General features: G+C 60.1%; 18 protein-coding genes. 4 read left to right on the top strand and 14 right to left on the bottom strand.

Features of this window, described 5'->3' with window-relative positions; genetic code table 11:
* Positions 1-918: a dihydrodipicolinate synthase family protein gene (locus tag PKE98_RS04340; protein WP_271194055.1), complete on the top strand. Its 918-nt coding sequence runs from the start codon at positions 1-3 to the stop codon at positions 916-918.
* Between the two features lie 119 nt (positions 919-1037).
* On the opposite strand, the gene PKE98_RS04335 is transcribed toward PKE98_RS04340, so the two are convergent.
* Complete coding sequence (locus PKE98_RS04335; protein WP_271194054.1) at positions 1038-1595, bottom strand: hypoxanthine-guanine phosphoribosyltransferase; 558 nt, start codon at positions 1593-1595, stop codon at positions 1038-1040.
* Between the two features lie 264 nt (positions 1596-1859).
* Between PKE98_RS04335 and upp the strand changes: the two genes are divergently transcribed.
* Together upp and PKE98_RS04325 are read left to right on the top strand one after the other, a co-directional pair.
* The gene (gene upp, locus PKE98_RS04330; protein WP_108096051.1) at positions 1860-2498 is read left to right on the top strand and encodes a uracil phosphoribosyltransferase; all 639 of its coding nucleotides are present in this window, start codon (positions 1860-1862) and stop codon (positions 2496-2498) included.
* Positions 2499-2501: 3 nt separating this feature from the next.
* Positions 2502-3776, top strand: a complete 1275-nt coding sequence (locus PKE98_RS04325) for a uracil-xanthine permease family protein (protein WP_271194053.1) — start codon at positions 2502-2504, stop codon at positions 3774-3776.
* A 56-nt stretch (positions 3777-3832) separates the two neighbouring features.
* Here PKE98_RS04325 and PKE98_RS04320 read toward each other — a convergent pair whose 3' ends face one another.
* Entirely contained in the window at positions 3833-5089 is a 1257-nt protein-coding gene (locus PKE98_RS04320) for a hypothetical protein (RefSeq protein WP_271194052.1), read from the bottom strand.
* Between the two features lie 187 nt (positions 5090-5276).
* The gene (locus PKE98_RS04315; protein WP_271194051.1) at positions 5277-6302 is read right to left on the bottom strand and encodes a Leu/Phe/Val dehydrogenase; all 1026 of its coding nucleotides are present in this window, start codon (positions 6300-6302) and stop codon (positions 5277-5279) included.
* Positions 6303-6467: 165 nt separating this feature from the next.
* Here PKE98_RS04315 and PKE98_RS04310 point away from each other — a divergent pair, with 165 nt between their 5' ends.
* Positions 6468-7271: a SirB1 family protein gene (locus tag PKE98_RS04310; protein ID WP_271194050.1), complete on the top strand. Its 804-nt coding sequence runs from the start codon at positions 6468-6470 to the stop codon at positions 7269-7271.
* Positions 7272-7987: 716 nt separating this feature from the next.
* On the opposite strand, the gene PKE98_RS04305 is transcribed toward PKE98_RS04310, so the two are convergent.
* From PKE98_RS04305 to PKE98_RS04255, 11 genes are all read right to left on the bottom strand, one after another.
* On the bottom strand, positions 7988-9583 hold the full coding sequence (locus PKE98_RS04305; protein ID WP_271194049.1) for a CHASE domain-containing protein: 1596 nt from the start codon (positions 9581-9583) through the stop codon (positions 7988-7990).
* Positions 9584-9585: 2 nt separating this feature from the next.
* On the bottom strand, positions 9586-10404 hold the full coding sequence (locus tag PKE98_RS04300; RefSeq protein WP_271194048.1) for a substrate-binding periplasmic protein: 819 nt from the start codon (positions 10402-10404) through the stop codon (positions 9586-9588).
* A 179-nt stretch (positions 10405-10583) separates the two neighbouring features.
* Entirely contained in the window at positions 10584-12317 is a 1734-nt protein-coding gene (cptA, locus tag PKE98_RS04295; protein ID WP_271194047.1) for a phosphoethanolamine transferase CptA, read from the bottom strand.
* A 302-nt stretch (positions 12318-12619) separates the two neighbouring features.
* The gene (locus PKE98_RS04290; RefSeq protein ID WP_271194046.1) at positions 12620-15223 is read right to left on the bottom strand and encodes a LuxR C-terminal-related transcriptional regulator; all 2604 of its coding nucleotides are present in this window, start codon (positions 15221-15223) and stop codon (positions 12620-12622) included.
* 203 nt (positions 15224-15426) lie between these two features.
* Complete coding sequence (locus PKE98_RS04285) at positions 15427-16794, bottom strand: DUF1329 domain-containing protein (protein WP_271194045.1); 1368 nt, start codon at positions 16792-16794, stop codon at positions 15427-15429.
* A gap of 37 nt (positions 16795-16831) precedes the next feature.
* A complete protein-coding gene (locus PKE98_RS04280) occupies positions 16832-18628 on the bottom strand; it encodes a DUF1302 domain-containing protein (RefSeq protein WP_271194044.1) in 1797 nt (598 codons plus the stop codon).
* 380 nt (positions 18629-19008) lie between these two features.
* On the bottom strand, positions 19009-19923 hold the full coding sequence (locus tag PKE98_RS04275) for an SDR family oxidoreductase (RefSeq protein WP_271194043.1): 915 nt from the start codon (positions 19921-19923) through the stop codon (positions 19009-19011).
* Between the two features lie 143 nt (positions 19924-20066).
* Positions 20067-20624, bottom strand: coding sequence for a hypothetical protein (locus tag PKE98_RS04270; RefSeq protein WP_271194042.1), 558 nt, complete (start codon positions 20622-20624; stop codon positions 20067-20069).
* 27 nt (positions 20625-20651) lie between these two features.
* The gene (locus tag PKE98_RS04265; RefSeq protein WP_271194041.1) at positions 20652-21548 is read right to left on the bottom strand and encodes an alpha/beta fold hydrolase; all 897 of its coding nucleotides are present in this window, start codon (positions 21546-21548) and stop codon (positions 20652-20654) included.
* The gene (locus tag PKE98_RS04260) at positions 21548-22315 is read right to left on the bottom strand and encodes a class II aldolase/adducin family protein (protein ID WP_373877814.1); all 768 of its coding nucleotides are present in this window, start codon (positions 22313-22315) and stop codon (positions 21548-21550) included. Before PKE98_RS04260 ends, PKE98_RS04265 begins: the two co-directional genes overlap by 1 nt.
* A 287-nt stretch (positions 22316-22602) precedes the next feature.
* Positions 22603-23058, bottom strand: coding sequence for a flavodoxin (locus PKE98_RS04255; RefSeq protein WP_271194039.1), 456 nt, complete (start codon positions 23056-23058; stop codon positions 22603-22605).
* Between the last annotated feature and the right edge of the window lie 176 nt (positions 23059-23234).

Here is a 23234-nt window from a genome sequence, read left to right as displayed (position 1 = left end):
ATGAGCAGCAAACCTAGCTGGAGTGGGGTGTTCCCCGCCGTTACTACGCAATTTCGGGCCGACTTTTCGGTAGACCTGGACGCCACCCACACCGTCATCAGCGGCCTGGTGCGCGACGGGGTGTCGGGTTTGGTCATCTGCGGCACGGTGGGGGAAAACACCTCGCTGAGCGTCGAGGAAAAAATCAGCCTGGTGGAAGTGGCAAAAGATGCATCAGCCGGTCGCGTGCCGGTGATTTCCGGCGTGGCCGAGTTCACCAGCCTGAACGCCAGCAAAGTGGCCAAGGAAGTTCAGCGCGTAGGCGCCGACGGCATCATGCTGATGCCGGCACTGGTGTACTCGTCCAAACCTTTCGAGACCGCCGCGCACTTTCGCAGCGTGGCCGCCAGCATCGACCTGCCGGTGATGGTCTACAACAACCCGCCGATCTACAAAAACGACGTGACGCCCGACATCCTGATTTCGCTCGCCGACTGCGACAACATCGTGTGCTTCAAAGACTCCTCCGGCGACACCCGCCGCTTTATCGACGTACGTAACGAAGTGGGCGACCGCTTTGTGCTGTTCGCAGGGCTGGATGACGTGGTGCTGGAAAGCATTGCCGTGGGGGCAGTGGGCTGGGTATCGGGCATGTCGAATGCGTTCCCCAAAGAAGGCGAAACCCTGTTCCGTCTGGCCAAGGCCGGGCGCTTCGCCGAGGCCATGCCGCTGTACGAATGGTTTATGCCGTTGCTGCACCTGGATGCACGACCGGACCTGGTGCAGTGCATCAAGCTGTGTGAGCAGATCATGCAACGCGGCACCGCCCTCACCCGCCCACCGCGTTTGGCGTTGCCAGACAGTGACCGGTTGTTTGTGGAGGGCGTGATGGAGAAAGCGTTGGCCAAACGGCCGGTGTTGCTGGATGTAGGGCTGTAACGCTCTACCCATCTACGACCAGCGCACCTGGATCCCCGCCTTCGCGGGGATGACGGTGAACCGACCAAAAACTCCGTCGTCCCCGCGAAGGCGGGGACCAAGAAATTCGAACCTGACGCTTACATCCCTTTTACGGCATAGATTCCCGGCGCATTACGCCAGTAGCCTTTGTAGTCCATGCCGTAACCAAACACGTAACGGTCCACACACGGCATGCCCACGTAATCGGCCTTAAGATCCGGCCGCGCCTTGCGGTCGTGGGTCTTGTCGACCAACACGGCAATGCGCACGTTCTTGGCGCCAGCGTGGCGGCAGAAGTCGATGATGGCGCCCAGGGTGTGACCTTCGTCGAGGATGTCGTCGATGATCAGCACGTCACGGTCAATAAAGGAGATTTCCGGCTTGGCTTTCCAGAACAGCTCGCCGCCGCTGGTTTCGTTGCGGTAGCGGGTGGCGTGCAGGTAGGAGAGCTCCAGCGGGAAGTCGAGCTTGGGCAGCAATTTGCCGGAGAAGATCAGGCCGCCGTTCATGACGCAGAAGACCACCGGGTTGCTGTCACCCACTTCGCTGTTGATGGCCGCAGCCATGGTGTCGATGGCCACTTCGACCTCGGCGTTGCTGTACAGGCAATCGGCTTCGGCCATCACTTGGCGGATATGGGCGATATCGACGGACATGGGCTATTCCTCACGGGGTCTAGGTGCGCTGATCAAAACCTGATCGATGCGTCAAAATAAAAGTCGGCAAAGGTACGCATCCCCTTGCCAGGGGGCAAGCCCCGTCGGTCACGTGTCGCCAATGATGCGCCGCGTATCTGCCGGCGACATTTCCTGTCTTGCAGAACAGGAAATATCCATGACCAACCGGTCATCGCGCCACTTGCCATATCGAATGCTTTACTCTTGTCACAATTTTTTGCCAGCCCGTTTCGGAGCCTACCCATGCCCATCCGTGAAATCCGCCACCCTCTGATCCGCCACAAGCTCGGTCTGATGCGTCGCGCCGATATCAGCACCAAAAACTTCCGCGAACTGGCTCAAGAGGTGGGCGCACTGCTCACGTACGAAGCCACTCAGGACCTGCCCCTGGAAAGCTACGCGATTGATGGCTGGTGTGGCACCGTTCAAGTAGAAAAAATTGCCGGCAAGAAAATCACCATCGTGCCGATTCTGCGTGCCGGCATCGGCATGCTCGAAGGCGTGCTCAGCCTGATTCCGGGCGCCAAAGTCAGCGCCGTGGGCGTGGCCCGCAACGAAGAAACCCTGCAAGCGCACACCTACCTGGAAAAGCTGGTGCCGGAAATCGATGAGCGCCTGGCGTTGATTATCGACCCGATGCTGGCCACCGGCGGTTCGATGGTCGCCACCATCGACCTGCTGAAAAAAGCCGGCTGCAAAGACATCCGCGCCATGGTGCTGGTGGCCGCGCCCGAAGGCATCAAGGCCGTGCAGGACGCGCATCCCGAGGTGATGATTTTCACCGCCTCGATCGATGAAAAACTCAACGAGCACGGTTACATCATTCCCGGGCTGGGCGATGCCGGCGACAAAATTTTCGGCACCAAGCAAAAGGACGCCTAACCCATGCAGGACGATTTCAACGATCCACTCTGGCGCACCGTGCTGTCTGGCGCGCAAATGCTGTTCGTGGCCTTCGGCGCCCTGGTGCTGATGCCGCTGATTACCGGGTTGGATCCTAACGTGGCGCTGTTTACTGCGGGCCTTGGCACCATTTTGTTCCAGGTGGTCACGGGCCGGCAGGTGCCGGTTTTTCTTGCCTCCAGCTTTGCCTTTATTACCCCGATCATTCTCGCCAAGGGCCAGTTCGGCCTGGCCGCGACCATGGGCGGTATCGTCGCCGCCGGCTTCGTTTATACGTTCCTGGGCCTGGCGGTAAAAATCAAAGGCACCGGTTTTATCGACCGTATGCTGCCGCCGGTGGTGATTGGCCCGGTGGTGATTTCCATTGGCCTGGCCATGGCCCCCATCGCCGCCAATATGGCCATGGGCAAAGCCGGTGACGGCACCGAGTTGATCCCATACAAAACCGCCATGCTGATTTCCATGCCGGCGCTGCTGACCACCTTGATCGTGGCCGTGTTCGGCAAAGGCATTTTCCGCCTGGTGCCGATCATTTCCGGCGTGCTGGTGGGTTTTGCCCTGGCCTTCTATTTTGGCGTGGTCGACACCGCCAAGATTGCCGCAGCCCCGTGGCTGGAACTACCGAAATTCACCGCGCCGGAATTCAACTGGCAGGCGATTCTGTTTATCGTGCCGGTCGCTCTGGCCCCGGCCATTGAGCACATCGGCGGCGTGATTGCAGTGGGCAGCGTCACCGGTCGTGACTACCTGAAAAAACCCGGCCTGCACCGCACCCTGCTGGGTGACGGCATCGCCACCTCGGTAGCCGGCCTGTTCGGTGGCCCGCCCAACACCACCTACGCCGAAGTAACCGGCGCGGTGATGCTGACCAAAAACTACAACCCGAAAATCATGACCTGGGCGGCGATCTTCGCCATCGTGCTGGCCTTTATCGGCAAGTTCGGCGCGTTGCTGCAAAGCATTCCGGTGCCGGTAATGGGCGGCATTCTTTGCCTGCTGTTCGGCTCCATTGCCGCGGTGGGGATGAACACCCTGATTCGCCACAAGGTCGACCTCAGCGAGGCGCGCAACCTGGTGATCGTGTCGGTGACGCTGGTATTCGGTATCGGCGGCGTGCTGGTGGGTACCGGCACCGGCCCGGATGATGTGGGCCTCAAGGGCATTGCCCTGTGCGCCATTGTCGCCATTGCCTTGAACCTGCTGCTTCCGGGTAACGACAGCTGGAAGCGCAAGGCTGACGGCGAGATCGATATTTAAACGTTGTGTAACAGTGGCGAGCAGCCCGCGAAGGCTGGCTCGCCCTGCCGCGTTAATCAACGCCGGCGTTTCTGGCCTTCGGTTTTCACGCCATAACGAATATCGCCAATAATATTTTCCAAGCCTTCTTGCATCACGTTGGAAATCATCAGCGTTGCATCATTTTGCCGTAAGAGACTGTATTGCGTAGTTCCCAATAGCGAATTCATCTTGCCGCGAAGAAATCGCGGCTCAAAAGGTGAGGCTATCCATTGCGGTGCCGCGTAATACTCAAGATCTCCGCCGGCAACAACTTTCAAGCCCAATGTCCACCAGCGCCCCTTATCATTCAGCGCGGTATCGTAGGTATAGTAATCGCCCCGTGTAGTGCGCATTCTAATACCGCTGGGTGTCAGCCAGATACCAGGCCACGCTCTACCCGTGCCGCCATCAATATTAAAGACAACTGGCATGCGCAGTGACGTTACGTTAGTACGAGATAAATACACATGCATGGTAGCCACGGGTTCATCTTCCACTGTCCACGGTTCTTTCACATACACCATGAAGTCATCCTGCAGCTCTTTATCAGGAACCCCATATATTGTGTTCGCATAGCGCTTCATAAATTCAGCGCTGCGCTCAACGGAGGCAATTGCCAATCCCTTGTGCCCATTCTTTTCTTTCAACGCCATCACTTCCGGCGCGCCGCGCTGCGAGCCGGACAGCCCGAAGCCTGTACCGGCCCAGCCTTTTTCGTACGCAAACGACTCGTTGGCCCACATCGGGTGTGAATAGTCGAGTTCGTGCGTTACCCGGCGGGCCTGCTGACACCAATGCGAGGGGTCATTGCTGGCCGCGCCCCACACTGCCTCTGACATCGGCCCACAAGCCAACGGCTCCACGGGCTTGACGGGCGCAGGGGCACCTAGAGGCAGGTTCCACCAGCACTCCATGCTGTCGCCCGAGTTACACATCAGTTCCCCAGCAGGGTTTACGGAAAGATAAACGTCAAAGCCAAAGTAGTTTGCCGCCTTCCAGTCGGCATAGAGATCGGCGTATGCCCTGTTACACCAGTGCCTAGGGGTTTCGTACCCGGTAATTGACCATTTACTTTTATGGTCGGCACCGCACACCAACCTCGGCGCCGACGCCGCTGGTACGGCATTCGGGTAATTCCAATCGCAGTTGCGCCCACCATCGATACTCAAACACGCGATATTGCCGTCATCCTCGAGCCGAACATAAGTTCCATACCACTGCTTCCAAGGCGTGGCTGCACTGGCAAGTGGCGGAAGTAAAAACGAAAATAAAATAATCGCTGCTTTGTTCATAAAGCCTCTCCAACTTCAGGGTTACGCCAGGGAGAACACAGGCATGAACAACTAAACATCCAGCGGTAATTAACTCAAACCAACGCAGCCTTACTTAATGTACGAAACCTCTGCGACTTCAAACTTTAATTCCAGTATCTCGCTGGAAAATGGCGGACCCACCAACTAGCACCGTCTATACATATAATTATTTAACCCCGTACAAAATCCTCTCCGCCAATGCATCGGCCACCCGTGCCGGTGAGCGTTTGTCTGCCTGCGCATGGCCATAGATTTCCGTCAGACGCCTATCGATCTGAGTCAGGTGCGCGGTGATGGCCGGCAATTCCTCCCCTCGATGTTTTAGCGCTACATAGATCAGCCCCCCGCAATTGATCACATAATCCGGCGCATACAGAATGCCGCGCGCCTCCAGCTCATCAGCCGCGCCCGGATTAAGCAATTGGTTGTTGGCCGCTCCCGCCACCGCCGAGCAACGCAGCTTGGCCACGCTCGCGCTATTGAGCACACCACCCAGGCCACACGGCGCGAGGATGTCGCACGGGGTACAGAGCAACGCCTCGTTCGCCACCGGGCGTGCACCCAGCTGCTCAACGGCCAATTGCACGCGACCGGGGTCCAGGTCGCTCACCAGCAATTCGGCACCCGCTGCATGCAGTTGCTCGGCCAAGGCAAAACCCACATTGCCCAAACCCTGAATAGCCACCCGCAGCCCCTCCAGATCATCACTGCCCAGGCGGGCCTGCGCCGTGGCGCGAATGCCGGCGAAGACGCCCATGGCGGTGTGTGGCGAGGGGTCGCCGGCGCTGGTGGTGCTGGTGACGTGGCTGGTGTATTGCGCCACACAGTCCATGTCGGCACTCAGGGTGCCGCTGTCGACCGCCGTAATGTATTGCCCGCCGAGGCTGTCGATGGCGCGGCCAAAGGCCTCGAAGAGTTCTGCGCGGTTATCCACACCCGGCGGGCGCAGTATCACGGCCTTGCCGCCGCCCTGGGCCAACCCGGCCAAGGCTGCCTTGTAACTCATGCCCTGGGCCAGGCGCACGGCGTCCTCAATGGCACTTTTCTCGTCGGGGTAGCTCAGGTACCGGCAACCGCCAAGGGCCGGGCCCAGACGGCTGTTGTGGATAACGATGACGGCCCGCAGCCCGGTGGCAGAATCGTTGAAACAATGCAGGGCCTCGACACGTGCCGCTTCCATTAAAGCGAACATGCGGTGACTCCTTGTTTTTGTAGTTGCAGGCAGTATAGGTGGCTCTGCCAGCGCCAACTGACCGGGCAGGCATAAGCGCCCGCGCGCGCCTCTGTGCCGGGCATAACGGGGGCTGGACGAAGCCCCAGCGAAGCGCTACAACCCTAGGGCGACCCGGAGAATCCGATGACCCCACGCCAAGCCTGCCTTGCCTGTCTGGACCGTGAACCGCCTGCGCTGTTCGAAGCCGCGCTATGGGTGGCTGCCGAGCATGATGAAAGCCTAGTGCCGCAGCAGGTGCTGCGCGACTTCAGCGGGCTTACCCAGCAAGTAAGTTGCGGCCTGCCCCACCTGCCGGCCAACGAGCTGGCCCAGCCCCTGCTGCGCCGTTTGGGTGAGCTGGACTTCCATGAAGACGACAGCAGCCCCTTGCTCCCGCGCAGCGCCCTGCTCGACCAGGTATTACTGCGTAGGCGCGGGCAACCGTTGTCCCTGGCCCTTATCGCACTGGAGCTGGCGCAACGTCTGCAAATCCCCCTGCAAGGCGTGAACTTTCCCGGGCATTTTTTGCTACGCGTACCAGGCGCCGACCACCTGCTCGACCCCTCCAGCGGTCGCCGCCTATACACTCGCGACTGCCGCGAACTGCTGCTGCGCACCCTCGGGCCCAAAGCCGAGCTGCAAGCCAGCCACCTGCAAAGCTGCAACCCACGGCAAATGCTGCAACGCCTGTCCCGCAACCTACGCAGCCTGCACACCCAGGCCCAGGAACCGCTCGCAGCGCTCAAGGACGCCGAACGGGTATTGCTGCTGGGGCAACCCAACCTGGTAGACCACCTGGCGCGGGCCGACATCTACCGCCAACTCGAATGCCCACAAGCCGAACGCTACGACGTAGAACACGCGCTACTGCTATGTGACGACACCGCGCAACGGCTGCTGCTAAGTGAACGGCTACGGCAACTACGGGCTACGCCGGAACTGCATTGAGTAAATGCCTGAATAGCCTTTTGCAGGAATCGAGGCTGAAGCCTCTCCTACAAAAAGCCTCGCCCCCTAAGGAGAGGCGTCAACCTCGAGCTCTTGATCTCGCTTTTGATCTGGCTCTTGATCTACCCGCCCCTTTAGCGCCAGGCCGAGTGGAGTCGTTGCGTAAGGGGTCGTAGCGGCCGGGAGCCGCGCAGAGGGATGAGGGCCATGGATGGCCCTTCAGCCCGGCCCCTGGAGCGGCGACGGAGTGAGGGGACCTGGAGCGAAGCGGAAGGCCCAGGTAGGGGCAAGATTTTTTGGTTTCTTTTTTATCGACTGAAAAAAGAAACTCGCGCGTAAGGCGCGAAACAAAACGCTCACCGCACGCGGTAATGAAGAAATACGCGGTCACCTGATAGACCGCAAGGTGCGCGGAGCACACCCTACAAAAGCCTTGCGCGTAAGGCGCGAAACAAAACGTTCAGCGCACGCGGTAAAGCAGAACACACAGTCGCCTGGTAGACCGCAACGGTGCGCGGAGCACACCCTACAAAAGCCCTGCGCGTAAGGCGCGAAACAAAACGTTCAGCGCACGCGGTAACGAAGAAAACACACAGTCGCCTGATAGACCGCAAGGTGCGCGGAGCACACCCTACAAGAGCCCTGCGCGTATCAGCGCAAGCGGCGAGGAAGACCATCACCGATCATGCGCAAAGGCGCATAGACCGCGCCAAGGTCTACCCCACCACATTCACCCCCACCCGAAACAACTGCACCTGATTACGCCCGTTATCTTTAGCCAGATACATAGCCGCATCGGCATTCTTGGTCAGTTGCACCTCATCGAGCCCATGCTCAGGGAACAACGCAATCCCAGTGCTGGACGACAAACTCAACGGCTGCCCACAGCCAAGGTCGAAGGGCTCGTTCAACGCCTCGCGAATTTTCTCGGCCACCACCAGCGCATCGTCATCGCCGTCGATCACCGGCAGCAACACCACAAACTCGTCTCCGCCCATGCGTCCGACAATGTCCGACTCGCGCACGCAATGCTGCAAACGCTCGGCAACCACTTGCAGCAATGCATCACCCACGTGGTGCCCCAGGGTGTCGTTGATAGGCTTGAAGCGATCCAGATCGATAAACATCAACGCCAGCCGCGAGCGGTTGCGCCGGGCCTGAGCCAGAGCATGGCTCAAGTGGTCGCTGAACAACGCCCGGTTGGGCAAGCCGGTCAGGGCGTCATGCTCGGCCTGGTGGCGCAGGCGGGTTTCGCTGTCGCGCAGTTCGCGGGTCATCTCCCGTGCCAGGGCCAGGGCGCGCGAATGGCCGGTCGTCAGCACCCAGGTAAGCACCGTGAGCAGCATGCTCAGCGCCAAACCGGCACCGGCAATAAGCCCGGAGTTGTCTTTGCTGATTGGCCGCGCCCGACGCTGATCGCCGAGCATTTCCAGGGTCCAGGTGCGGCCGGCCACTTCCAGGTATTCCACCGCATCGCTGTGGCCAACGAAATGGCGATCGGTGCCTTCGCTGGAGTCGTACAACAGGGACTCTCTGGTCTGCTTCACGCCTTCGTAGATGCGGATCGGCATGGCGGTGGAGCGTGTGCCGTACAGGCTGGCCATCAATTTGTTGATGCGCAGCGGCGCCACCACCCAGCCGACAATGGACGCGCGGCGCTGGGCCTGGGTTTCGTGCGGTTGGCCCTTGGCATACACCGGCAGGAACATCAAAAAACCGGCCTTGGCTTGCGTATCTGTTTCACCCGGAATAACCAACTCGACCTTGCCGGTGATTTTCGCATCACCCGAATCACGGGCCCGCTCCATGGCCGAGCGGCGCTCGGCGTTGGCGTAGGGGTCGATGCCCAATATGAGGTGGCTATTGCCTGAGAGCAGTTCGATCTGCACCACAGGGGCGTAAAAATCGCGCTCGCCTTCGGGGCGCACCTGGTAGTCCGGCACGCCGCTGGCCTGTTGCGCGGCGATGAGAGCAGGCAATTGGGCATGTGGCGTCCACTGCAAAAAGCCGATGCCTTCCAGGCCAGCGTATTCGGCGCCCAGTTGCAGGGAGTCAAGGTAGGTTTTGAATTCTTCGCGGCGCACCGAATCAGACGCGGCGAATAACCCCTGCACGCCGCGCAGTATCTGTTCGTAGGTGGCAATGCGCTGGTCAATGCTGCCAGTCGCTTCGCGCAGGTTGTAGTCAGCAGCCTCCAGGCGGTCGATCTGGGCGTTGCGCTGTTCGTGCTGCCACAACCAGTAGGTCACGCCTAGCGACACCAGAAGCATCAGCGGCGCGAGCAATTTGTAGCGCAAGCCAAGGCGGGACATGATCAGAAATCAACCAGCGTATGGGCCAGTTCCGCTGGCAGGTATTTGGCGAAAATACGCTCGACCGTGCCATCGGCGCGCATGGCGTCGATGATTGCCCGCCACTGCGCGCGCTCTTCGATACTCAGCGACTTGTTGGACATGATCAGGCCATGGGGCGTGGGCGCATCACCGGTTTCCACCACGCGGGTGTGCTGGCGAATCTTCTCGCTCTGCACCTGTGGGTAGTCGAAGGGCTCGATGATCATGCCTTGAATCTGGTTGGCCATCAGCACTTCATACAACGGCTCAAGGCGGGCGGCATGACGTACGCGGCGCTGTGCGGTGAGCGTATCGACCAACTCGTTGGCCCGGGGGCTGTAGCGAAAGCTGCGGATAACCCCCAGCTGCAGCGCCGGGTTGGCGGCAAAGTCGGCCAGCTTTTCCACCTGGGCATCCTCGCGCACCAGCAGGTAGAACTGGTCGGAAAAGTACCAGGCGAAACTGGCGTAGCGGTTACGGGCTTCGTCGGCGATACCGGAAAGGCTGAAATCCAGCCCGCCCTGCTCGATCAACTGCCAGATGCGCGCCCGTGGCAGCAAGCTGACCGTAACGCTGCAGCCACTGCGTTTGATCAGTTCTTCGGCAATGTCTTTATCGATGCCCGCATCAGTATCAGCCGAATACAGCAGGCCATGGTCATGCAGCGCCAAGGTCAGCGTACGGGTGCAGGTAACCCCTGACGCGGCGTGCGCCAGTGTCGAGTTCCCCAGAATGAGTGCACCCAGCAAAAAAGAAGGAAACAGCCGCATCACACCCATCACCCCGAATACGGACGACACCACGAGTAAGACATTTCCTACTTATACGCCTGCCCGAACAAAAGAGTAGGTCACCAACCGTAACTTGCATGGCTTCTAGCCACTATCACGCGGTTTTATCGCGAAATGGGTGGTCGCCCCATGCAAAAAAGCCCGAGGTTAAAGCCTCGGGCTTTGGCGGAAAAAACCGTTGTGGGAACTTATTTCTGCGCCGTTTCTATCTCGGTCTTCGGCGGCTTTGGCTTGATCAGGCTGAAGTCGATCAAGGACTTCTTGGCACCGTAAGGGTTACCAATAATCCGCGGCCGCTCCTTGAACTCGGCGCTGACAATACTCTTGCTAGGGTCGTATTCATCGAAGCTCAGCCCCGCCAGATCGGCCCAGGTGTGAATCAACTGAGAGCTGCTGTAAGGCCGTTTGGTATCGGCGATAAAACTCCACTCATGCCCTTCGCGCCATTTCGGCGAGGCCCAGACCATAAACGGAATGGTGTACATCGGCGCCGTCGGTTTGGCCTCGTTGCGCCCCAGTACATTGCCGGTTGGCGAGTCGAACACGTCTTCGCCGTGGTCGGAGAGGTACAGCAAAAAGCCGTTATCGTCCTTCTGCGCGTATTCCTTGATCAGGCTGGACACGACGAAGTCGTTATACAGCACGGCATTGTCGTAGGCGTTGTAGGTCGGCAATTGGTCATCGCGCAGGCTGGACGGCGCACCGGTGCGGTCGGTGAACTTCTCGAACTCGGGTGGATAGCGGTACTGGTAGCTCATGTGCGTGCCCAGCAAATGCACCACGATAAATTTCTTCGGTGCGTCTTCCTGCAACACCTTGGCAAACGGCGCCAGCACGTCGCCGTCGTACTGACGGGCGTTCTGGTTACGGTTGTTGTTCAGATACACCTGCTCATCGGCCTGCTCGGAAAACGTGGTGAGCATGGTGTTGCGCTTGGTCATGGTCTGCTGGTTGGTGATCCAGTAGGTCTTGAACCCGGCCTGTTTCATCACGCTGACGATGGACGGGGTCTTGAGGTACAGGTCCGGGTTCTGCTCGTCGGCGAAGGTCAGCACCTGTTGCAGGGCTTCGATGGTGTAAGGGCGCGGAGTGACCACGTCATCAAATACCAGCATGTCCTGGCGCAGCTTGTCGAGGTTGGGCGTGGTATTGCGTGGATAGCCGTACAGGCTCATGCGCTGGCGATTGGTGGACTCGCCAATTACCAGCACCAGCGTAGCAGGCTGGTCACCCAGGGTGCTTTTGAGGTGTTTGAGCGGTGGAATTTTCGCCGCGTCGGTCAGCATGCCCTGCATGTTGTTGAGTTGCTCACGGTACTGACGATAGCCCAGCACCAGCTGCCACGGCACCGCCGGCTCCATACGTGCTTCGACTTTCAGCAAGGCGCTGCCCATGGTCTTTTCGCGCAGGCCCTGGCTGATCAGCGGGTAGCCCACCGAGCTCAGCAGCATCAATGCGGCGGCGGCAAAGGCGGGTTGGCGGGTCATTTCGATAGGCCGCACGCGGCGCCAAAGCAAATACGCTACCAGCGTGTGCAGGGCGAAGGCCGGCAGCATCCACCAGGCAAAGTACTGAATCAGGTATTCACGGCTTTCGGCGGCGTTGGACTCGAACATGATGAAAATCACGCTCTGGGAGAACTCCTGGCCATAGATGAAAAAGTAGCCAAGGCTCACCAACGAGGCCGCCCACAACAGCAAGCCAATGCTGCCGGCAATCAGGCGGGTTTTAGCGGGGAACAGAAGCACTGGTACCAGCCACAGCGCGCTCATCACAAACGCCTGGCGAAAACCCGTGAAGCCGGAGGTGCCGGTGATTTGGATCAGCAGCTGCGGTACGCAGGAGAAATACCAGAAGAACAGAAACAACCAGCCGATACCGGCCCAGTCGATGCCCCATCCCTTTTCACTTCGTACTTGCATGCAGCTTCACTCCGCCGATGGTCAGACACCCGGCGCGGCGAAGATGAAGAAAAAACACCGCAACGGGTCATGAGGCGGTGAACCCTACGTGGGGGGATGTGAAAATTATGTCGATGGGGGTTGGGTGGATCAAAACCGGTCAAGGGCCCCTCACCCCCGGCCCCTCTCCCGCAAGCGGGCGAGGGGTGACATAAGGCCAGAAGTCCACTGCGCGCTGCCCCCTCTCCCGCTTGCGGGAGAGGGCTGGGGTGAGGGGCGGTTGATTTGACTTTTGCATCCCATAGAAGGACCAGAAAGCCACATCACATCAACCACCCCAGCGTCTTGGCCCGCGCTACCGCCTGCGTGCGCCGCTCTACCCCAAGCTTCACGTTGATCCGCCGAGCATGCGTCTTCACCGTATGCAGGGAGATATGCAGCCGATCGGCGATCTGCAAATTGGAGTAGCCCAGAGCAATCTGCTCCAGCACCATTTTCTCCCGCGCACTCAGTGGCGAGCTCTCGGGGCTCGGCGGCACCCCTGCCCCGGCCTGGTTAAGCAATATGCGCAACTCCAGCGGCTCGGCCAACTGCGGCAACACCTGCTCAAGCCACTGACCGAACTGCCCGTGCAGCGCTTGCAGCTCCGGGCTCACGCCTTGTTGTTGAGCCGTCTCCAATGCCAGCCTCAGCATTGCCTCGGCGTTTTTTTCTTGCCCGCTCGCCAACAATGCCTGTACCAGACTGAAGCGACAGCGATTAAGCAGATTGAAATAGCCACTGCGCTCACAATCCGCGCTCAAGGTATGCAGGCTGTCCAGGGCCGAACGCACGTCGCCCAGTTGCAGGTCGGCCAGGGCCAGGTTGTAACGCAGGCGCGGCAACAGATCGTAAAACCCTGAGGGGGCCAGCAAGTCGCGTTGCTGGTAGCTCTCAAGCGTCGCCAGCAAGGCGGCGCGTGCTCGTTGCGCTTCGCCTTGGCGCAGCCACAACGTGGCCTGGGCCAGTTGCAAAACGCCGCGATAGCGAACTTCCGGTACGTGCTGCCACTGCATCAGCCGTTCGGCTTTGCGCAGCAGCTGGAAGGCCAGGGTGAAGTCGTTGGCTTGTGCCGCCAGTTCGGCCAGGCCTTGGTAACCAAAGATGATATAGGCGTCTTCACACGCCTCAGCGGCATGCAAGCCGGCACTGTAAGAGGCATGGGCCGCTTCGGTGTGGCCCTGGCTGGCCAGCAGGCTGCCACGCAGCAGCAACAGCCGCCCGAGCACCGGCCCCTGGCGCCCCGCCGATTGCAGGTGTTGCAAGCACAGTTCCGCCAGTTCCAGCGCCGGGCCGGTTTCGCCAAGGATGGTCAGTTGGTGGATACGGTCGACGCTCAGCAGCGCCTCGAACAACACGCTGCCTTTGAGGCGCGCCAGTTTCAGCCCTTCCTGAATGTAGTCCTGGGCATCGCTCAACAGGTTTTCTGAAAATGCCTGCTGGGCCAGCACCTGGTAACACAGCGCACGCTGCGACCAGGCGTCATCAAACAGCGCGTCAAGGGCTTGCAAGGCTTGCTCGCGGGCGCTGCGTTGCCCACGCTGGCGTTGCAGCACGCTCTGAATGGCCTGGTAGTGGGCCAGTAGCTGTTGCTGCTGACGCAGGCTCGGTTGCGGGAAGAATCGGCCCAGGTCTTCCAGGCAGTCGTCCACTTCGTCCAGACGCGCGCAGATAAGCAGCGCCCAGGCCTGCAAGGTGATCAACCGCGGGGTGCTGGAATACAGGCTGGCGGGCAATTCGTGACGCCATTGCAGGAACTGCGACACGCTCTGGCCGACCAGCAGTTGCTCCTGGCCAAAGCGTTGCAGGTAGTTGGCCGCCACGTCGGGCTGGTTGGCGAACAGCGCATGCTCCACCGCCGCTCGCACATCGCCGTGGCTGGCAAACCACTGGCAGGCACGCACGTGGGCCTGGGTCGGCGCCGGTGCGCTGCATTGGCGTTTGAGCACGGCCGCCACCGGCCGGGACAGGCGAAACCATTCGCCGCAGCTGTCCATGCCGAGGAAAAACATCTGCCGGGCATGCAATTCTTCGAACAGCGCCGCGCCGCCTTCGTCCAGCACGTGCTCGCACAAGGCTGAGGAAAAACGCGGCATATGCGCCAGCAGCGACAGCGCCCGCAACAAAGTGGGCGACAGGCCGCTAAGCACTTCACGGGCGATGTATTCGTTGAGCAGCGGCGTGCCGGAGGCCAGGCGCTCGGGCAGGTTTTCAGCGGTGCCTTTAATCAGCAGCAGGCACACGCCCGCCACCCAGCCTTCGCTGTTGTGCAGCAGTTGCTCGCTCAACTCCGGCGAGAGCTCGAGGTGATGCTGTTGCAACAGGCCGTTGAGTTCAGGTTCGTCCAAAGCCAGGGCCGGAGCGTCGAGCTCCAGCAGGTCGCCCTGCAGCATCAGGCGCGGCAGGTTCCAGGCCGGACGGCGGCGCCCGCCGATCCACCAGCGCAGGGTGTGCGGGGCTTGTTCGAGCAAGCGGTCGAGGCAGTCATCGAGCTCGGCGCAGGGGTCGCGCGGGTAGTCGTCGAGCACAATCCACAGGGGAGTTTCACTACGGCTGAGCAGGCTGCACAGCTCGTCATAGGTGTCGCCCTCTTCCACCGGGCGGCCCAGGGCCTTGGCCAGGCGCTTGAGCAGTTCCACCGGGGTCAGGGCGCGACCGAGCAAGTCCAGCCACACCACCTGGGTGCCGACCGGCGCCTGCCGTACACATTCGTTGAGCAACACGCTCTTGCCAAAACCGGCCGGCGCGCAAATAAGAGCCAGGCGACTATCGCCGGCCAGCAGCGCCTGCACCAGGCGGGGACGAGGGAAATGAGCGGCCGGTAAACGCGGCAGCGGGCTGTCAGATAAACGCAGGGGACGCGGTCCAATTGCGTGGACGTTATGCATGGTCGATGCCTCTGCTTTTTTGTTTTTATTCAGGGTCTAGCGTGGGCTGATCTTACGCACAAACAGCTCTGAGTAGAGCCTCAGACACAAAAAAGGCGACCCGTGGGCCGCCTTATTCTTACACCTTAGCGGTGGTCATCACGCTTGCTTATGCTGGGCCCCGTCTTACTGACCGGTGAGCCGGAGCCCAACACCTTCAAGACTTAACGAACACCAGCGTTACGCAGGGCAGCCGGGGTGTAGTCGGTAGCCGAGGTTTTGATGCCGAACTCATACGACTTCTTCTCTTCGTTCATCATGCCGATGGCCAGGTAACGGCCAGCGATAATGTCGTAGAGCGCTTCGAAGGCGTAAGCCGGAGACTGAGCCACGTATTGCTGATACAGCATGGCTTCGCCTACGCGCCACAGTTGGCCACGGCCGTCATACATTTCCGAAGCAACGATGGTCCAGGAGTCTTCGTCAACGTAGAACTTACGTTTGGCGTAGATGTTGCGTTCGCCGGACTTCAGGTTGGCTTCCACTTCCCACACGCGGTGCAGCTCGTAGCGTGCCAGGTCCTGGTTGGTGTGGCCGGTTTTGAGAATGTCGGCGTACTTAACGTCTGGCGACTCCAGCTTGTAGTTGTTGTACGGGATGTACATTTCTTTTTTGCCGATCAACTTCCAGTCGTAACGGTCAGGAGCGCCGTTGAACATGTCGAAGTTGTCCGAGGTCCGCAGACCGTCCGAGGCAGTGCCCGGGCCGTCGTAGGAAACCTGCGGAGCGCGGCGTACACGGCGCTGGCCGGCGTTATAGATCCACGCCATGCGTGGCTCTTTAACCTGGTCGAGCGACTCGTGTACCAGCAGTACGTTACCGGCCAGACGTGCCGGCGCGGTTACTTGCTGTTTGAAGAACAGCAGGGCGTTGGCGGCTTTGTCACTGTCCATGCCCGTCATGTGTTGAGGGAACGATACCTCGTCGGTGAAGTTCACCAGGGTGTAGCTGCCGTTGGTTTGCGGCGTAGCCTGCGTGTAGCTGCGGCGCAGGTTGCCACCACGGTAACGGGTGATGTGGTTCCAGATGACTTCCAGGCCATTTTGCGGAATCGGGAAAGCGTAGTAACGGCTTTCCTGGAAATTCTGCAGACCGTTGCCACCTTCCACGGTGGTGGTTTTGGCAGCACTGAGTTTGGCCGCTTCATTCACCGAGTCCGGCACCGAAACCGTACGGTGGGTGGTGTACACCGGCAATTTGTAGGTTTCCGGATAACGCTTGAGCATCGCCAATTGGCCGGCAGACAGCTTGGCTTTGTACTGGTCAGCGTTGGCAGCGGTGATGGTGAACAGCGGTTTTTCATCAGCAAACGGGTTGCCGAGGAAACCACCGTCGTTTACCGAGGCGGCGTTCTTGGGCAGACCGCCGGTCCAGGCAGGAATGCTGCCGTCGGCGTTACCGGCTTTCTCACCGCCCAGTGGCGTGAGGGTGGTGCCGAGTTTGGCTACTTCCGCAGCCGGCACCGCAGCCAACACGCTGCTGGCAAGCAGCGAGAGGGCCAATGCACCAAACAGATTTTTCGTTGTTTTCATTGTTCTTGTAGTCCTCTGTTATTCCGCCAAGCAATTCTTAGAAGTTCACGCCAACACTGAGGGCCAGGAAGTCGCGGTCGGTGAGTACGTTGTAATCGCCGCCGAAGAAGTTGGTGTAGGAAATACCCGCGGTATAGGTGTTGCGGTACTCGGCATCCAGACCAATGCTCGCGGCCTTGGCGCCTTCGTTGAAGTTCGGGCCATAGCCGTCTACGTCATGCGACCAGGACACGTTGGGCTTGAGGTTGACGCCAGCGAAGGCATCGCTGTAGTCCCAGATGGCACGAGCACGGTAGCCCCAGGAAGTACGAGTGTAGTAACCGTGACGACCGCCTTGTTCCAGATTGCCGAAGGTCGAATCGCGGCCGTAACGGATGTCGTCAACGTCGCCCAGACCACCGATGGAGTTGGCGCCAACTTCACCGACCAGGGTCAGACGATCAGCACCCATGACTTGGTCGAAGAAGTGGGTGAAGGTGGTTTGCACCTGAGTCACTTCTTTGCGGTTGTAGCCAGTGTGGTCAATGTCAGCCTGACCCAGCGCTGCCAGGAAACCTGCCAGACCGCCACCCGCACCAGCAAACGCACCGGCAACACTGGTAGCTACCAGCGGCGTCATGTCATTGGTGTTGATCTGGATGGGCATGTTCGGACGATAGCTGATTTCACCGGACCAGGCGGTGCCTGTAGGCAGCGTGGTGGAGAAGCTCAGGCCGTAGAGGCGAATGTCTTCCGGGTATTCGAAGTAGTACTTGCCGGTACCCAGCAGAATCGGCTGCGCCAAGGCGCCGCCAGCGGTGGTCAATGCTGCGGTGATGTCGTCTGCGCTACCGTTCTGCAGGCCGAGGAACGGCGTGCGGGCGTGGTAGTTCATGAAATACGCACCGTACTCGGTTTCATCGCCCTGCCAGCGCAACGCGGCGCCCCACTGGCCGGAGTCTTTCGGATCACGATCGCCGATACGCGGCACCGCCAGACCTTGCGAGTTGACGTCTACACCCAGGCTGGCCAGCAGTGCTTTGGTGCCCGGCGCGTTGAGCGCCTCAACAGTGGTGGCATCCAGAATGCGGTAGTTGTCGTTGCAACCTTCTTGCAGCACGTCGGTGCTGGAGAAGAAGGTGCCGCAGTTATCCACAACGGTCTGGTCCCATTCGATCTGATAGAACGCCTCGGCAGAGAGGTTTTCGGTAATGGTCTGCGACAGGTAGAACATGTTGACCGGAATCAGACCTTCCTTGACCTCTGCGCCAGGACGGCGGAAAGCGGAAACGTCTACCGGGTTGATGCTGTTGATGCCGTTCTGGATAAAGGTACTTTCGCCCCAGCTCACCACCTGTTTACCCAGACGCACGCTGCCCGGCTGATCGGCAATGGCGTAGTTGTGGTAGACGAACGCATCGAGCAGTTGGTAGCCCGACGACTTGGCGCCCATCTTGGCGTGGCTGTCGTCGATGTCCATCAGCTCGCGGCTTTCATCTTTCAGTTCGAAGTCGTACCAGTACTTGCCACGCAGGAACACGCCGGTGTCGCCGTACTTGAGTTCGAGGTCGTGAATGCCTTTGAAGATTTTCGAGAAGGTTTTGTCTCTTCTGAAATTCAGACGGCCGTCATCGTTGGTTTGCGTAAAGGCGTTGCCGCCGTTCGCCGAGCCGATGTAGTCCTGGTCCGCTTTGGCTGTCGACCAGCTGGCCCCCAGGGACAGGGACGAGTCGAATTGGCCTTCGATCTCCCCGATATTGAAATTGACCGCGTGGGCCTGGGCGCAGGTGCCCAGAGCGATAGCGATAGCAAGAGTCTTTGGCTGGAACAGTCCGGGCCTTTTTGTTGTTGTCATGCGGCTCTCCTAGTTGGTGAAACTGTGGTGCACAGTACTCAGCGGATTACACGCGGATAAGCGCACGAAGGACTGATTCTTTCTGTCGCCTGAAAGTATGAATGCCCGCACCATGCGGTCATCACAGGGCACCAACACTGGAATGAATGGAGCAGTATTCGGCGGCGAGGGAACTTTTGATATTTGTATTACCAGCGCTACAGGGCACAAGGGCACGAACCAAGGGGCATGCCGTGCACATCGTTGCACCACCGAGCCTGGATCCCCGCCTGCGCGGGGATGACGGAGAGCGAGATCCAGGTACTTAGCGACTGCATATTCACCAGCCAATAAAAAGGCCGACCCCTCATGGGATCGGCCTTCCGGTCTTGCCGCCCGTGTTACTTGCCGGCGTACTTCTGCAGGTTAGCCATCATGGCTTGCAGCGCTTGCAGGCTGTCTTCAGGGTGGCTGGCGCCTTCGAAGTCGCCGATTTCTTTCCAATGGGCGGCTACGTCGTCGGCATCGAAGCCGACTTTCGGGTCGAAACCTGCGCCATTGCTGCGTTCCCAACGCACTTTACCGATCCAGCCGCCGCCTACTTCATAGAGGCCTGCGGTGTCCTGGCAGTTTTCGCTGCCCAGGTACACCACCAGCGGGCTGACCAGTTCCGGCTTCAGTTGCTCGAATACTTGCTGCGGAATCAGGCCTTCGGTCATGCGCGTGCCGCCGGTTGGGGCGATGGCGTTAACGAAAATGTTGTTCTTGCGGCCTTCGATGGCCAGGGTGCGGGTCAGGCCGTACAGACCGAGCTTGGCCATACCGTAGTTGGACTGGCCAAAGTTGCCGTAGATGCCGGAGGTGGACGAGGTGAAGATCACACGGCCGTAGTTCTGTTCACGCATGTGCGGCCAGGCAGCGCGGGTAACCTTGTAGGCGCCGGCGACGTGCACCTGGTACACCAGGTCCCAGTCGGCGTCTTCCATTTTGTGGAAGGTTTTGTCCCGCAGGATGCCGGCGTTGTTAACCACCACATCGATACGGCCAAAGGCGTCGAGGGCGTTCTGCACGATTTTTTCGCCGTCGGTTACCGAGTCGTGGTTGGCCACGGCGGTGCCGCCGGCCTCAACGATTTCGGCCACTACGCGGTCTGCTGCCGAAGCGTTGGCGCCTTCACCGTGGGTGCTGCCGCCCAGATCGTTTACCACCACCTTGGCGCCAGCCTTGGCAAAAGCCAGGGCGTGGGCGCGGCCGATGCCACCACCGGCGCCGGTGACGATTACAACCTTGTCTTCAAAACGAACGGACTCGCTCATACATAACTCCTGTGGCAGATGGCAAAACATGCGATGCGCCGAGTTTCCGGCAGCGCGGCGGCAGCCACAATAAAAGCGGCCGGGGCTGAATAGCGCCCAATAAGGTTAGGGCATGATTCGCGCATACACCGCGAACTGTTTAGCTAGCGGCCTGGCGCTGGTGCCGGGCATTTTTGTGCAGGCTGCTCTGGTGCGGTTATGGCGGTGTAGCGATAGGTGACATCGCGGTCTGGCGCGCCACCGGCAATTATCAGGAACATGCCGAAACTGCTGGTGTGGATGCTCGCTGGCAGCTGTGTGGGGTGACTGAGGTCCAGGGTTACCTCGCGGCTGTTATGGCCCCAGGCAAGCAGCGGAATGCCGTTGAAATCGTTATCGGAAAATCGGTATTGGGTGCCGTCCAGATTGCCGGCAATGCTTAACTGCCCTACGCAACGTTCGCCCTGTTGCAGGCGAACGGTGAGTTGCTGATCGGCATCGATATGCAAGTGGACGAGGCCAGCGGTAGCCGGCGCATCCAGCACAGGGAAATTGGCGCGACTGGCCAGCAAGGGCCACAAACCCGGCGCGTACAGGGGGTTGCCGACAGCCTGCTGGGCGTACCAGCCATCGAACAGGGCTGGCGGGTCTTGCACCGGCGCCGTGCCTGCGCAGCCGCCCAGCATCGCCACCATTACCGCCCCACCCCACACCTTGTGCATACCGCCTCCCGCCAAAATGGTCAGCGGCTAGGCTACAGCAGCCTTGCTTAAGGCGGCGCGAAAAGCTTGGTAGTGCTGCAGCACGTGGCACGGCGCCTCGGTTTGCGGGTAGTGGCCGATGCCGTCGAGTAGCACGGTATCGGGCTCCGGAATCAGCTCGCGGTAGCGGGCAACCATATGCGCGCCGGAAATCGGGTCCACGGCACCATCGATCACCCGCAGTGGCAAGCCGCCCTTTTGCATCGCTGCCAGCCAGCGGTCACGTTGCTCACGGCGTTCAGGAATGTAGTGAATCAGCCGATGCATCACGGCCGGGCCGTTGTTACGGGCAATCAGGCTCCAGAAGTCGTCCAGCTCCTGTTCGCTGGGCTGGGTGTGCGGGCCGAATACCTGGGCAAAACTGGCGGCCAGCTTCTTGCGGCTAAACAGCCGGCCAATCAGAGGCCCGAGCGGGCTGAGCAAGAGTTTTTGCACCAGCACCGGGCGATGGGTTTCGGGGAACAGCCCGCCATTGAGAAACACACAGGAGGCCAGGCGGGCACGGCCTTCGTGATGGCGAGCGACCAGTTCCTGGGCGACGCTGTCGCCATAGTCGTGAGCCAGCACGTGCACCGGCGCATCAATGTTCAGGTGCGCGAGCAGCGCCTGGTGAATATCGGCCTGTTCAAGCAAACGGTAGTCGTGGCCACGGGGCTTGGCCGAGTCACCAAAGCCAAGCATGTCGCAGGCGATGACCTGGTAATGTTCGGCCAGGGTGTTCCAGAGAAAATGCCAGTCCCAGCTGGCGGTGGGAAAGCCGTGTATCAATAGCAGCGGCTCGCCTTGGCCAGCGGTCCAGTAGGCAATGGTGTGGCCCTTGAATTTCAGGCTCTTCCCCTGCGCGCGCCAGTCACGCAGGGGAATGCCGGCGAGCGCCGGCGACATCAGACGGCGTAGCCAGGGTTCTGTTGGTCGAGTTTGCGCATCAGCGCCGGCCAGGCGAGGTTGCCGCCCATGCCCTGGGCGGTTTTCATCACGCCCTGCACCATGGCTTTGGCGCCGTCGAGAATCTGCTGAGGAATATGGATCAACTCGGCGCCGCCACTCTGCGCCATCACCTGCACTTCGCAGGCACGCTGCAGGGTGAACATCATCAGAAAGGCGTCGGCGATACTGGCCGAGCAGGTCATGAGGCCGTGGTTGGGCAGAATCATGAAATTGCTTTCACCCAGGTCTGCCTGCAGGCGAGCTTTCTCTTCATGGTTTAGCGCCACGCCTTCGTAGCCGTGGTAGGACAGGCTGGCCAGCACAAACAGCGACTGCTGCGACAGCGGCAACAAGCCCTGCTTCTGCGCCGAAACGGCGATGCCGGCGGCGGTGTGGGTATGGATAACGCAACCGACGTCGTGACGCACTTCGTGCACGGCGCTGTGGATGGTGTAGCCGGCGGGGTTGATTTCGTACGGGCTATCCATTTGCTTGACGCCGTTGAGGTCGACCTTCACCAGGCTGGAGGCAGTGATTTCATGGAACATCAACCCGAACGGGTTGATCAGGAAGTCTTCGGTGCCGGGCACCTTGGCGGAGATATGGGTGAAGATCAGATCGTCCCAGCCATGCAGGGCGATAAGGCGATAGCAGGCAGCGAGGTCGACGCGGGCCTGCCATTCGGCGGCCGATACCTGATCTTTGATGGTCGGTACGGATTTGATTTGCGCAGCAGTCACGGCAATCACCTCGGTTTGTTGTTGTTTTTTAGTGAGATTGAGTCTAGCGAGGGTTGGCGCGGGTGGTAGTCGCTCTTGCGGCCAGCTTGGTGGCCTTGTGGGTCAGGGGATAACGCTGTCATGAGCCAATCCACCGTCATCCCGGCGCAGGCCGGGATCCAGAATAGCGGATTGAACGAGGTAGCGGGCTCGCCAAAATTCTGGAGCCAGGCCTGCGCCAGGATGACGAGGGCTCGCAGAAATAGCGGTGAGCAGGGTGAGCCCTGCTGTGATCAGGCTTTGAGCAACTGCGCAAACTCCGCCAACCACGGCTCCGCATCCGTCTCCGGCGTCACGCTCTCACTGGCATCGAGCTGCAACATCGGCTGCACTTCGCGCAGCCCCAGCTCGGCAAACAGTTCGCGCAGTTGCTCACCGCCGCCACAGAAGGTATCGCCATAGCTGGCATCGCCCAGGCCAATCACGGCGCCGGGCAAACCGCGCCATTCGCTGGGCAGCACGTCGCGGATAGCGTGAAACAGCGGTTGCAGGTTGTCCGGCAGCTCGCCCATGCCGGTGGTGGAGGTCACGGCCAGAAAGGCGTCGGGGGCGAATGCCTTGAGTTCGTCGAGGGTGGCGCGCGGGTTGTGCCAGGCATCGAAGCCGTCCGCTTTGAGCAGTTGGGTGGCATGACGAGCCACTTCTTCGGCCGTGCCGAACACCGAACCGGACAAGATCGCAACTTTCATCAAAAACGCTCCGCAGCTGGGCTGAAAAAATGCCGGCCATTATGCCTGAGCAGCGCCTGCCGTCACTGTTCGGCCCGTCCATCGGAAACCCTGCGCAACACACTAATAAAACTACCGCTTCGCTGTCCCACCAGCGACGCCACTGATTCACCTAGTTGCCCATCTGAAGTACTGGA

The organism is Pseudomonas turukhanskensis (assembly GCF_027922365.1).
Taxonomy (GTDB): domain Bacteria; phylum Pseudomonadota; class Gammaproteobacteria; order Pseudomonadales; family Pseudomonadaceae; genus Aquipseudomonas; species Aquipseudomonas turukhanskensis.
The sequence above is the reverse complement of the archived record's forward strand: the minus strand, read 5'-3'. Positions and strand labels throughout refer to the sequence as shown.